Annotated in this window: 11 protein-coding genes and 1 pseudogene; 1 reads left to right on the plus strand and 11 read right to left on the minus strand. The window is 40.5% G+C overall.

Going from position 1 to position 11935, the window contains the following annotated elements; all coding sequences use genetic code 11:
• Positions 1 to 609: 609 nt before the first annotated feature.
• Positions 610 to 1308 (minus strand): polysaccharide deacetylase family protein, encoded by a 699-nt coding sequence (locus tag J7J00_RS22840; RefSeq protein ID WP_214794948.1) that lies wholly within the window; start codon positions 1306 to 1308, stop codon positions 610 to 612.
• A 141-nt stretch (positions 1309 to 1449) separates the two neighbouring features.
• Here J7J00_RS22840 and J7J00_RS22845 point away from each other — a divergent pair.
• Positions 1450 to 2113, plus strand: a pseudogene (locus tag J7J00_RS22845) (IS1595 family transposase); the annotation flags it as partial.
• 26 nt (positions 2114 to 2139) lie between these two features.
• Here the strand turns inward: J7J00_RS22845 and J7J00_RS22850 are convergent.
• From J7J00_RS22850 to kdgD, 10 genes are all read right to left on the minus strand, one after another.
• Entirely contained in the window at positions 2140 to 2364 is a 225-nt protein-coding gene (locus J7J00_RS22850; RefSeq protein ID WP_214794848.1) for a hypothetical protein, read from the minus strand.
• Positions 2365 to 2602: 238 nt separating this feature from the next.
• Complete coding sequence (locus J7J00_RS22855) at positions 2603 to 3052, minus strand: ASCH domain-containing protein (protein WP_214794850.1); 450 nt, start codon at positions 3050 to 3052, stop codon at positions 2603 to 2605.
• 73 nt (positions 3053 to 3125) lie between these two features.
• Complete coding sequence (locus J7J00_RS22860; protein WP_214794852.1) at positions 3126 to 3602, minus strand: VOC family protein; 477 nt, start codon at positions 3600 to 3602, stop codon at positions 3126 to 3128.
• A 65-nt stretch (positions 3603 to 3667) separates the two neighbouring features.
• Positions 3668 to 3991, minus strand: a complete 324-nt coding sequence (locus tag J7J00_RS22865) for a hypothetical protein (protein WP_214794854.1) — start codon at positions 3989 to 3991, stop codon at positions 3668 to 3670.
• A 113-nt stretch (positions 3992 to 4104) separates the two neighbouring features.
• Positions 4105 to 4557 (minus strand): GNAT family N-acetyltransferase, encoded by a 453-nt coding sequence (locus J7J00_RS22870; RefSeq protein WP_214794856.1) that lies wholly within the window; start codon positions 4555 to 4557, stop codon positions 4105 to 4107.
• 183 nt (positions 4558 to 4740) lie between these two features.
• Positions 4741 to 6276, minus strand: a complete 1536-nt coding sequence (gene garD / locus J7J00_RS22875) for a galactarate dehydratase (RefSeq protein ID WP_214794858.1) — start codon at positions 6274 to 6276, stop codon at positions 4741 to 4743.
• 140 nt (positions 6277 to 6416) lie between these two features.
• Positions 6417 to 7736 (minus strand): MFS transporter, encoded by a 1320-nt coding sequence (locus tag J7J00_RS22880; protein ID WP_214794860.1) that lies wholly within the window; start codon positions 7734 to 7736, stop codon positions 6417 to 6419.
• Between the two features lie 210 nt (positions 7737 to 7946).
• A complete protein-coding gene (locus J7J00_RS22885) occupies positions 7947 to 9296 on the minus strand; it encodes a glucarate dehydratase family protein (protein WP_214794862.1) in 1350 nt (449 codons plus the stop codon).
• A gap of 87 nt (positions 9297 to 9383) precedes the next feature.
• Complete coding sequence (gucD, locus tag J7J00_RS22890) at positions 9384 to 10847, minus strand: alpha-ketoglutaric semialdehyde dehydrogenase GucD (RefSeq protein ID WP_214794864.1); 1464 nt, start codon at positions 10845 to 10847, stop codon at positions 9384 to 9386.
• A 17-nt stretch (positions 10848 to 10864) separates the two neighbouring features.
• Positions 10865 to 11797: a 5-dehydro-4-deoxyglucarate dehydratase gene (gene kdgD, locus J7J00_RS22895; protein ID WP_214794866.1), complete on the minus strand. Its 933-nt coding sequence runs from the start codon at positions 11795 to 11797 to the stop codon at positions 10865 to 10867.
• Between the last annotated feature and the right edge of the window lie 138 nt (positions 11798 to 11935).

Below are 11935 nucleotides of genomic sequence, written 5' to 3' on the forward strand. Positions count from 1 at the left end.
ATAATTCCATTTCAAATATTACCATATATTACTAATGTTGGAGTGTTAATTTTTTATTGATTTTTATATTTTTATATATCTCTCGATGCGGAGAACTTTTTTCCACATAAAAAAGGCTGCCGCAGCAGCCTCCAGTTTTTAGACAAAAGGAGTTCTATCTAAATTTTAAAACTACGAGACTCCTGCGGGAAAAGCGAGTGCCCTACGTTCCAATCAACGTTCAAATTGCACAAACCTAAAAAAATGAAGAAACTCGATTATTTATATCCCTTGAAAAAAAGCATAACGATACCCAAAACCATTACCCCGATAAACAATAACGGGCCGATGCCCGAGCTATAAACGAAGTATACCGTGATGTGGCGAAAAAGGAGCAAGACAAGAAATAGGAATAACAGGAAACACAAAATGATGATCAGAGCGGTATATTTATTTCGATACAAGTAACCAGCCCCATTTTAAATAGCTTTATTAACACTAAGGAATAATTCATGCGAATGCATGCCCATATAACGAATTCCGTTAAGAAACAATATGCAGCCCACGTTTTGTACTATTCTGTATTATCAAATAAAAAAGGGCTGCCGCAGCAACCCGATTTTTTTGAAATTACATTTCTTGAAGTTCATTGACCGTTACAAATGTATACCCTTCGTTCGTTAACTCTTGTAAGATCCCTTCAATCGCTTGAAGTTCTTTACCCGTATTATCATACATCGGATGCATCAGGATGATCGAACCTGGTTTGATATTTTCCTTCACATACTTCACTTTGTCTGAAGCGGAAGTGTAATAGCTATCTGGTTCCAGATTCCAGGTAATGGTCTCTCTATCATTTTCATTTAAATAATAAGGCAAACCTATGATTTTTTTCCCGTTTGGTGGCCGGACGTCAATTTCACCCTTATATCCGGAGTTCTGAATTAATTTATCCGTTTTCTCGATTTCCGCCTTGATAAAAGAAGGCGATTTAAAAACCATTCGCTTGTGGGAATACGTGTGATTCCCGATCTGATGTCCTGCTTCCGCTATTTTTCCCGCTTCCTCTGGGTACTTTTCGATTTCGTTACCAATCAGGAAGAATGTAGCTTTTACATTGTATTTAGCCAATAACGGAAGGATCTGATTCACATTTTTCGATGGGCCATCATCAAAAGTCAAAGCGACCACTTTTTCATTCGTCTCGACATTATCCGTCAATCCTCCGAATACCTGATATGTTCTCGAATTCATTAATTTATACGTACCAAGCAATAGCAGGAAAACAACCAGGATTCCCAATCCAATGAATATCAGTTTCTTTTTCATGCAAATACCTATCTTTCTATAAGTTTTTTTATCCAATGACCCATTATAGCAAATCACTGAACGCTTTAACTTTATATTCATCGCCTCAGTCATTCTTCAAAGCTGTTTTCGTATAGATTGTTGCTATTGGAATCATACTATATAAAAATAGCAGAAACCCTGGATATACACATATCCACCGCACTCTATTGGCGGCATAAAATCTTTTATGCTATTCGCTCACTTGGTCATCAGCACTTAAAAGATAGCATTGAGAGTGATGAAGCTTTCTTCTTAGGAACAAAAAGGGCAAGAAAAATATTACTCGTAGAAAACCTCGAAAAAGTGGAGGAGTGGCGAAAAAACGTGGTATTTCCAAAGAATCTGCGTAGTCGTTGCACACGATAGAAACGGTCAAATTCTCTCCCAAATGGCAGGAAAAGGACGAGTTACTGCTGTTGAGTTGGACAAGGTGTTAGGAAGCCACATCGACACCTCTGCTTTGCTTTGCACTGATACAGCCACTAACTATAAGAAATTCGCCATAATGAAAGGTCTTCAGCACGAACCTATTAACGTAAGTGAAAAGGTCTATGTAAGAAAATGTATTTATCATATCCAGCACGTAAATGGCTACCACAAACGTTTAAAAAAGTGGATGGACCATTTTAAAGGAGTAACCACTAAGTACCTTGATAATTACCTTTTCTGGCACCAATTTCTTGAGTTGAATAAAAAAATGCCTTTTCAAGAACGCCTAAAAGATTTGCTTCTCGCTTCCTGTCAGCGAGTAAATTTTACAAACATTCCTAAATTAAGAGCGTAAAAAACTTGGCATTATCAACCAAGTTTTTATCGGAACTTGTAAATATAAATCTTTTCTGCAAAAAAGCATACAATCAGACCGATAATTAGTGGAACCAACGAACCAGCTGAAATGAAGAAGCCGTTTCCGTTCACTGTATATTCGTGATGGAACATTAACCAAGGAATAGTAAACATATGACCAACCAGATAAAGCATTCCTGTCGTCAATACAAATGAACCAAAGGTAACTATGAAGCTCTTTAATTTCATCTAAACACCTCCTAATTAGATATTAACAGACCATTTAGTTTAGTGATCATTTGGGTATTCGCTTTGACGAGGGATTGAATGGTGGACAAGGGCAAGCATTTACATGAAAACCTATCTTGCCCCTTATTAAAATCGAAGGTTATTATACGTTGTTGATTATCCTTTTGAAGAAACCAATCATAACAAGTAAAACTCTATTAATACACTTATTGCTCACTTCCGTAAGAACCATCTGCATTCACTTTACATGTATCAATTCAATACGCTCACAAACCAGCAGCATATCTTCTTTAAAGGTTTGGCCGATTTTGTCCAAATGTTTTTTCAGCCATTTTTCATGAGCATCCCACCAGTATGTATATGTTCGATCTCCTTCCCCCTCTGCAATCGCAAACTCTTCACTCACTTCATTCATGGGCAATACTTCGACTTTCACTGTTTGGATGATGGCTAAGGGCTCATCCTCACTACTTAAAATAATGCTGTAATCACCCACGGATGGTAATGGTTCATTTTCCTCTTCATAAAAAACATACCCAGAGCACGTAGCCGTTTTTATCCCATCCATCACTAATTGAGCCAAATGATCGGGATCAGACCCGAATTGCCATGCACTGACTGCCTGGGGTTTTTCTTCATCTTTCCCCTGCCAAAATTCATTCCAATATAATTCCGCTTTGACATTCATTCTATGATTCTCCATTCCGCTCTGACATAAAACTTATATGAATGATTATTATTCTTGAATTTCCGCCCATCTGTCATTCGCTTTTTTTACTTCTGTATTTATTTATCTGTTCCCATTCACTTAAATACATACGATTCTTGATTTTTTGGGGGTTCTCCAATTTACTAATAAACTCCAAACTGTTTCCGTCTGGATCATTAAAGTGAATTTTAGCGTGGGCGTATTCCCCGTGAGGCATCACGAAAGGTTCAATTGGTTTAAATCCAAAAGCCTCTCTTGGCGCATAGCCTCTATCTTCAAGCCATGCGACTGAGCTCTTTAGATCTTCCAATGAAACTTGAAAAGCGATATGCCGTAGGGAGGGATGATACTCAACCTCCACTTTTTCCGTTTCCCAAAGCCCTAACCAACTTTTGTCCTTTTCAATCCATAGAAAAGCCAGGTTGTCTTCAACCTTATGATCTAACTGCAAACCAAGCCCCTCATAGAATTCAATGGAACGTTTCAAATCACGAACCGGTAAATGTGCTTCATATAAACCTCTTATCATTGAAAAACCACCTTTTGTCAGATCTATCTCCCAAGAAGCTTCATAACCATTCTGGTTCAATCCTTTTATCTTATTGATCTACGGGGCAATTCTATTTCCCCAGTTAACAACAAAGTGATGACGATAACCCAAAATATAAAGAAAGACGAGGAAAAAACCAAAGAAATGATCGGGATTACTTTTTTCTCCGTTTTCTTCAAAATTCCTATGACAGAGAGGACGATGCCTGCAATCGTAAGGAAAAAAGTTATATAATCACCAGTCATGCCCCCGATATTTGCCATTCTAATAGGTGTAATAAAAACAGTAAAAAAGCAAATGATTCCAATGATGAATGAAGTAAAACTAATTACACCGTACCTCCTCTGAATACATGCTTCGTTTTTCATCGAGCACACCCTTTCATCAGATCCTGCACATCTAGTAATATCTCACAAATAATTTTAACATATAATACCAGACGAATTGTTGTGCACAGAAAAAGGGGTCAAAAGACGGTGAATTAAAGCTTCATTTTCATGCCTTCATGAGTGGCTTTAAATCCTAAACGTTCATAAAATCGCAGCGTTTCTTCCCGCTTTTTATCGGTCGTCAGCTGAATGATATGGCAGCCCCGCTTCCTGGCACGGTCAATCGCATATTGAATCAATTTGCTTCCAATGCCTTTCCCTCGTTCTGAAGATGCCGTCCGAACCCCTTCGATCGTTGCTCTCCAACCGCCTTGATGGGTAATATATGGAGTGAACGTGATTTGCTGCACCCCAACGATTTCCTCACCAATACATGCTACGATCAATTCATTATTCTCATCTGCATCAATGGATGCAAATGCTTTTAGATAGCTTTCAGGAAGGGGATTTTCATAGCGTTCCCTTTCCCTCCCCAATACATCATCCGCCAGCATCCGTACTATTTTACTTAAGTCTTTTACTGTCGCATTCCTGAATGTGACCATAATATCCCTCCTGTTCAGAATCGCCCTTTTTTTCGTCATGATGGAAACCAATCTTTCATTAATAACTTCAACTAAAAGTTAGGCGGTCCTCTTTTCTGAAGGAAAAATAATGACGGCTTTAAAAATTGGACCAACAAAAAAAAGGCCCCCCTTTAAAAGGAAGTCCTTCTTAGTAAATCATTATTAGGTAATTGGCGCAGGATTGAACAGTGCCAAATCATTATGCAGGCCCCAATGCTCTGCCCAGGTTTTCTTTTTACCGCTGGCCACTTCCAAAATGAGGTGAAATATTTCCCACCCGATATCCTCTATGGTTGCCTCACCTGTAGCGATAGTTCCTGCATTTATATCAATCAGATCTTTCCATTGCTCGGTCAATGTATTTCGTGTAGATACTTTGATGACGGAAGCCATTGCCAGATTATAAGGTGTGCCCCTTCCAGTTGTAAAAACTTGAAGGTGCATGCCGGAAGCGAGCTGCAGCGTTCCGCAAACAAAGTCACTAGCTGGTGTAGCTGCAAAAATCAGCCCTTTTTCCGTTGCTTTTTCACCTGGAGCCAGTACGCCTGAAATGGGGCTGCCTCCGGATTTGGCAATGGAGCCTAATGATTTTTCCACTACATTGGCCAATCCGCCTTTTTTGTTTCCTGGCGACGGATTGGCACTTCGATCGGCATCACCTAAAGCAAGGTAGTTATCATACCAGTCCATTTCCTTTATTAACGCTCTCCCTACTTCTTCATTCACTGCACGGGGCGTCAATAGATGAATCGCATCCCGTACTTCTGTGACTTCAGAAAATAAAACGGTTGCCCCTGCCCTAACTAACAGATCTGTAGCATATCCCACTGCAGGGTTAGCTGTCACACCAGAAAATGCATCACTTCCTCCACACTGCGTGCCGATGACTAATTCGGAAACCGGAAACGTCTCCCGCTGCCTGCGGTTCAACTTGATTAAACGTTCCTCGGCCATTTCCATAATGGATTGGACCATTCCCGCAAATCCCTGCTGATCCTGAAGTGAAATGATATCTGAATCGTCCCCGCTTGGATTTATTCTCATTGGAGACAGTTTTTCACACCCCAATCCAACTACCAAGGCTTCCCCGCCGAAATTCGGGTGTTTCGCAAGGTTCTGTATCGTGCGAATGGGAATAACCGCTTCAGGTGCATTGATTGCGACTCCGCACCCATAGTTGTGATTTATGGCGACAACATCATCAACATTGGGATACTTCGGGAGAAGCTCTTTTTTTATCCGGTTCACGACGAAATCCAGCACGCCTACTACACATTGAACGCTTGTTGTAATGCCTAATATATTCTTGGTTCCAACACTGCCATCTTCATTGCGGAATCCTTGAAATGTATATCCCTCAAGCGGGGGTAAAGTTTTGGGTATATCATTTGCTACCGGCAATTTCTTTAAATCCGGAGAAGCCGGAAGCATCACCAGTGACTCGTCAATCCAACAGCCCTTACTGATTGATTCAGCCGCATAACCGATAACTTCCCCATAGCGGATGATGGCTTCATTCTCGACTATATCCATTAAAGCCACTTTGTGGCCTTGTGGTACTCTTTCTTTCAATTCAAGCCCACAAGGGAAAACGGTTCCTTGATCCAAGCCCCCCTTATTAACCACGATGGCGACATTGTCCATCCTATTAACCTTAATATAAAGCGGTACCTCCGTCAGTTGCGTTTTTGTATCCACTTTACCAACCCTTTCAATATAATAAAGCTAGCATACTTGTCTGTTATAGATATAAATGTTGCTTTTTTAAATGGCTTCAATTAGATTCCTTATGCTATTGGGGATCTTCATTTTTCAAAAGTTCGTTTTCTTTTCTTCTGTTAATTTTTATCTATTAATACGATTCTTTCAGGTTTATTCACTATGAAAATGTAGGATAGAGCTCCTACGAACAATACACTTGCAACAAAGATCAGGGCACCGCTAAAGGAATTTGTTTTGGCTAAAATAAAGCCAATGACAAGTGGTGTTACAATACCTGCGATATTCCCAATGGTATTAAAAATACCGCCAGTTAAACCAATAAGTTCTTTTGGTGCCATATCACCGACAAGAGACCATGTAAGACCTGCCAAACCTTTTGCGAAAAAGGCAATGGACATGATTAGGATAAGAAGAAAAATATTTGAAGTGAAGTTAGCTAATACGATAGTGCTGGATAAAAGAAACCCAGTGATGATCGGTGTTTTACGTGCAACAGCGAGCGATTTTCCTTTTTTCAATAATCTGTCGGACATGATCCCGCCAACGATACCTCCAAAAAAGGCTCCTATATAAGGTACCGATGCTGCAAAACCTGTTTGAATTAGAGATAAACCCTTCTCTGTTACGAGATATGTAGGGAACCACGTTAAGAAAAACCAAACAATTGTATTCAACGCATACTGACCAATATAAATTCCGACCATTTGTCTGTTTGACAACAAAAGACGGATATCAGACCAGTTCACTTTTCTTTTTTCTTCTTTATTTGCTAACCCGCCACCTGAATTAATATAATCGATTTCTGCTTGATTTACACGTGGATGGTTGTATGGTTCACGTACAAATGCAAACCATAAAATGGCTACAAAGATACCTAATCCTCCTGCAACAAAGAAAACATCGTGCCAGCCAAACTCTTGTAATATCCATGCCATGACTGGCGTGAAAAGTGCTAATCCAAAATATTGTGCAGAGTTATAAATCGATACCGCCCGTCCGCGTTCATGTTGTGGAAACCACATCGTCGTCAATCTGCTATTCCCTGGAAAAGATGGAGCTTCAGTAATACCAACCAAGAATCTTAAAATGAATAATCCAAGTAAGGTGCTGATAAATCCTTGAAAAAAGGTAAATGTGGACCATAATAATAAAGCAACACCATAAACTTTACGTGCTCCATATCTATCTAATAACCAACCTCCTGGAATGTTAAATGCAGTATATGCCCAGTTAAAGGCTGAAAAAGCAACACCTAATTTCACTGCATCGAAAGCTAGGTCCTCTTTCATTACTGGAGCAGCTATACCCAAAGCAGAACGGTCAATATAATTAATGACGGTCACGATAAATAACATTGCAAGTATCGTAAAACGCACATTGGTTTTTTTAGGATGTTCAGTCTCATTGCTGATGCGTTGAGCACCGCTACTGTTCATAAGCTTCCTCCTTTTTTTCTTGATTTTCAGAAAAATGATTTCAGTTTAATACCTTTTATTTTTTCTCAAAGAATTGTAATAAAGTAAGGGCTTACAATTCATGTATTTTTAGCAACTACCATGAGTAGAATGTTAATATTTTCATCTTTAATAGATTGAGATATCCATTCTTTTACTCATGGTAATTACCCTTCATTTAAATCGAAAAGTTTATCTCACCATACATGGTTTCTTAGAGTTATATTGCCACTCTTTAATTAGATACTGCATAGAAGTTGAATCATCACGATCATGATATGGCAGACTGCGATATAATTCATTTGCTTTCATCACTTTATCCATATTTATTTCTACACCTAAACCTGGTTTATCAGGCAGTTTAATCATTCCATCTATAATTTGTAATGGATCATCACATAATTCTTGGCCATCTTGCCAAATATAGTGTGTATCGATTGGTGAAATATTTCCTGGCGCAGCAGCTGCTACTTGTGTAAATGCCGCCAAGGTAATATCAAAGTGGTTATTGGAATGCGACCCCCATGTTAAGCCCCAATCGTTTAATACATGTGCCATACGGATACTGCCATTCAATGTCCAGAAATGAGGGTCAGCTAACACAATATCGACTGCTCTAAGTGCTGCTGCATGATGGAATTGACGCCAATTTGTCGCAATCATATTTGTAGCTACAGGCAGACCGGTGGCAATCTTGAATTCAGCCATTATTTCACGGCTAGAGAATCCCGCTTCAGGACCACACGGATCTTCAATATAGGCAAGTATATCTCCTTTACCTTTGCAAAGCTTAATGGCTTCTTCCAATGACCATGCACCATTTGGATCAAGATTAATTCTTGAATCAGGGAATGCTTCATGTAAAGCTTGAATCGCTTCCATTTCTTCTTCTCCACGAAGCACTCCACCTTTTAATTTGAAACTCTTAAATCCATAACGGTCTTCAGCTGCTTTTGCTTGAGCGACAATTCCTTCAGCTGTTAATGTTTCAATTCGTCTAACGCGATCCCAATCATCCTTAAATTGTGTTTCACGTGAATAATTAAGATCGAGTTTTTCCATATCCGCGATATAGAATAAATAGGCTAAGAAAGGAACTTCTGTCCGTTGAATACCTCCATCGCCAAGTAATGCTGCAATTGGTTTATTAACAAATTTACCAAGCAAGTCCATCATGGCGCATTCAACAGCAGCTTCCGCTTGCACAACAAATTTTAAATTGGCTAAATTTAATCCTTGCAGCCCTTCACCAGAGTCACCTTTTATACTCAAACCACCTTTACGTATGGCAGTAATACAGCCTCTATAATTGGCAATCTCTTGTCCTACTACAAATGGACGATAACTTTCTATCATTCTAGTAATATCATCGCCGCCATGAATCTCACCGATACCTGTATTCCCCGTTTCATCTTCTAAAATAACAATATTACGAGTAAAATAAGGAGCATGACAGCCACTTAGTGTGAGTAGGGCACTATCATAGCCTGCTACTGGAATAACCTTCATATCTGTAATAATTGGCGATCCGTGCGAATTCATTATTTAACTTCCTTCCAGATTTATTAACCTCATAAGTACTCTAATCATTCATTCGAAACGTTATCTATTGACCGCATTCACATTATATTATTTTACAAACACCGTTTTAATGGATGTAAAAAACTCTTTTGCTGCTTCTCCTTGTTCCCTGGAGTGGGAGCTGGAGTTTTTCATGCCGCCAAATGGTGCCTGCAATTCAACGCCTGCGCTCTCAGCGTTGACCCTGATCAATCCGGCTTCCATATCGTTAACAAATGAAAGCAAATGTTGGATATTGGCAGTAAAAATCGAAGCACTCAGGCCGTATTCGACGCTGTTCGCAAGTTGCAGGGCTTCTTCGACTGATTCAGCTTTCAATAAAGCAATCACCGGACCAAAAATTTCTTCCTGTACAATTGCCATATCTGACGTGCAGTTATCAAAGATCGTAGGCTCTACATAAAAGCCATTAGCCTGAGTGCCTTCTTCAGCACGCTTTCCGCCAGTTAGAAGTGTAGCGCCTTCCTCGACTCCTTTTTCGATATAGGAAAGAACCGTTTTTAATTGATTTTCGCTAGCGCATGGTCCCATCCATGTCCCGCTGTCCAATCCATCCCCGATGGAAATGCCTTTCGTTTCTTTCACCAGCAACTGCTTGAACTCTTCATAAACTTCAGCTGCAACGATGACACGGCTTGTCGCGGTACATTTTTGCCCCGTCGAACGAAACGCGCCTGTAATGACTGCTTCTACAGCCAGATTAAGATCCGCATCCGCTGCAACGATTACCGGGTTTTTCCCGCCCATTTCAAGCTGGTATTTCGCTCCTCGTGCTAACGCCGCTTGTCCAATCCTTTTTCCAACGCCGTTTGAGCCGGTAAAGGTAATGCCGTTTACATCTTCGTGATCGGCGATGCCCTGCCCGATGACACTGCCCGGCCCTGTGACCATATTGATAACACCCGCCGGTAAACCAGCTTCTTCAAAACACTCCATGATCTTCGCACAGGTGATGGCCGTCTCGGTGGCTGGCTTCACCACAATCGTATTCCCATAAACGAGAGCAGGAGCCATCTTCCAGATCGGGATGGCGATTGGGAAATTCCAAGGTGTAATGACGCCCACTACACCAAGCGGGACGCGCGTCGTGAACATAAGCGCTGAACTGTCGGTGGATGGAATGACATCCCCCACTTTACGCATTCCTTCTCCTGCATAGTATTTCAGGATCGCAATACCGCGTGCCGTTTCCCCTTTTGTTTCTGCAAAGGTCTTACCCATTTCACGTGTTGCACATTCTGCGATTTCATCAATCCGCTTTTCAAGAATATGCGCTACTTTATATAGATACTCCCCGCGCTCTGAACCAGCTAGTTTGCGCCATTTGTCTTTCGCCTTTTTCGCCGCTTCCACAGCCAGGTTCAAATCTTCCTTGGCTGATTTCTGTACAAATCCGACAATTGCCTGATTATCTGCCGGGTTTAAACTTTTTTCAACTTCATTTGAGATAGAAGTAACCCATTCACCGTTAATATAGTTAAGATACGTTTTTGTTTGAACTGTAGTTATCATATATAATCCCGCCCTTATTAGATTGATTGAATTGGTGTTTCTTTTGGAAAACGATCTAAAGCATTCTCTAATATCGATTGCATTTCTGCATAATGTTCTTTTTCCACCGGAAGAATTGGTAATCTGACTGTTTGCCCAACCGGCATTCCCATAATCTCCATACCTGCTTTAATGAGAGAAACGGCATACCCTTTTCGCTGACGACGAATATTGTTGATTGGCATGATGACCTGTTGGTAAATTTCTTTGACCGTTTCTTGATCTCCGCTCAAAATGCCATTATAGAATTTCCGTGAGATGTGCGGGATGTAATTGGATATCGCGGATGAGTAAGAGTCAAAGCCAAGTGGAACGTAGGCCGACATGGTCACTTCCGCAAGCGGCATTCCGTTCAGCCAGCCGAAACGCTTTCCGAACGTTTGTGTAAGGAGTCCATTTAACTCCATATTGCCTAGCCCGTCTTTGACGCCGACCACCTGTGGGACCTCAGCAAGCGCTTCCAAAGTTGAAATTGAAAGTGAAACATTATCACGCTGATATACTATGGAATTTAAGTCTGTACTCTCTGCGATAGCTTTGAAATAAGCCGCCAGACCTGCCTGTTCTCCAGTAACAAGATATGGAGGTAATATTAAATATCCGTCTGCCCCTCTATCCGCTGATATTCTGGCAAGTTCCAGGGACGTTTGAATATTCCCGCCTACCCCTGTGTATACAGGGACTTTTCCAGCCGTAACGGATACGGCTACCTCTACCATCGCTTCATATTCCTCTTTACTTAACGATGGATATTCCGCTGCTGCACATGCTACGAAAATAGCCTCGAGTCCTTCATCTAGTAAAAATTGGATATTACGGGCAAGTGCTTGTTCATCAAGCTTATTACTCGTTGTAAATGGTGCTACGGGAAATCCGAGAATCCCTTTAGGCGCCTTGCGAATTTTATTCATTTTCTATTCCTCCTTGTGTATTATTGTTTTATTGTAAGACAAATATACCGTCTGGTCAATCGTATTTTTTTTATTTTCTGAAAAATCAAGCATCGCCTCATCCCACAATAATTTCGCTTCTAATATATACAAAAAAAC

Origin of the sequence: Bacillus sp. ISL-4, from assembly GCF_018613275.1 — a bacterium.
Lineage (GTDB): Bacteria > Bacillota > Bacilli > Bacillales > DSM-1321 > Peribacillus > Peribacillus simplex_E.

Bases quoted from the DNA above. Each gene is read 5' to 3' on its own strand.
- J7J00_RS22840 (WP_214794948.1), bottom strand. From the start codon at position 1,308: ATGAAAAAGAAACTGATATTCATTGGATTGGGAATCCTGGTTGTTTTC.
- J7J00_RS22850 (WP_214794848.1), bottom strand. From the start codon at position 2,364: ATGAAATTAAAGAGCTTCATAGTTACCTTTGGTTCATTTGTATTGACG.
- J7J00_RS22855 (WP_214794850.1), bottom strand. From the start codon at position 3,052: ATGAATGTCAAAGCGGAATTATATTGGAATGAATTTTGGCAGGGGAAA.
- J7J00_RS22860 (WP_214794852.1), bottom strand. From the start codon at position 3,602: ATGATAAGAGGTTTATATGAAGCACATTTACCGGTTCGTGATTTGAAA.
- J7J00_RS22865 (WP_214794854.1), bottom strand. From the start codon at position 3,991: ATGAAAAACGAAGCATGTATTCAGAGGAGGTACGGTGTAATTAGTTTT.
- J7J00_RS22870 (WP_214794856.1), bottom strand. From the start codon at position 4,557: ATGGTCACATTCAGGAATGCGACAGTAAAAGACTTAAGTAAAATAGTA.
- J7J00_RS22880 (WP_214794860.1), bottom strand. From the start codon at position 7,736: ATGAACAGTAGCGGTGCTCAACGCATCAGCAATGAGACTGAACATCCT.
- J7J00_RS22885 (WP_214794862.1), bottom strand. From the start codon at position 9,296: ATGAATTCGCACGGATCGCCAATTATTACAGATATGAAGGTTATTCCA.
- gucD (WP_214794864.1), bottom strand. From the start codon at position 10,847: ATGATAACTACAGTTCAAACAAAAACGTATCTTAACTATATTAACGGT.
- kdgD (WP_214794866.1), bottom strand. From the start codon at position 11,797: ATGAATAAAATTCGCAAGGCGCCTAAAGGGATTCTCGGATTTCCCGTA.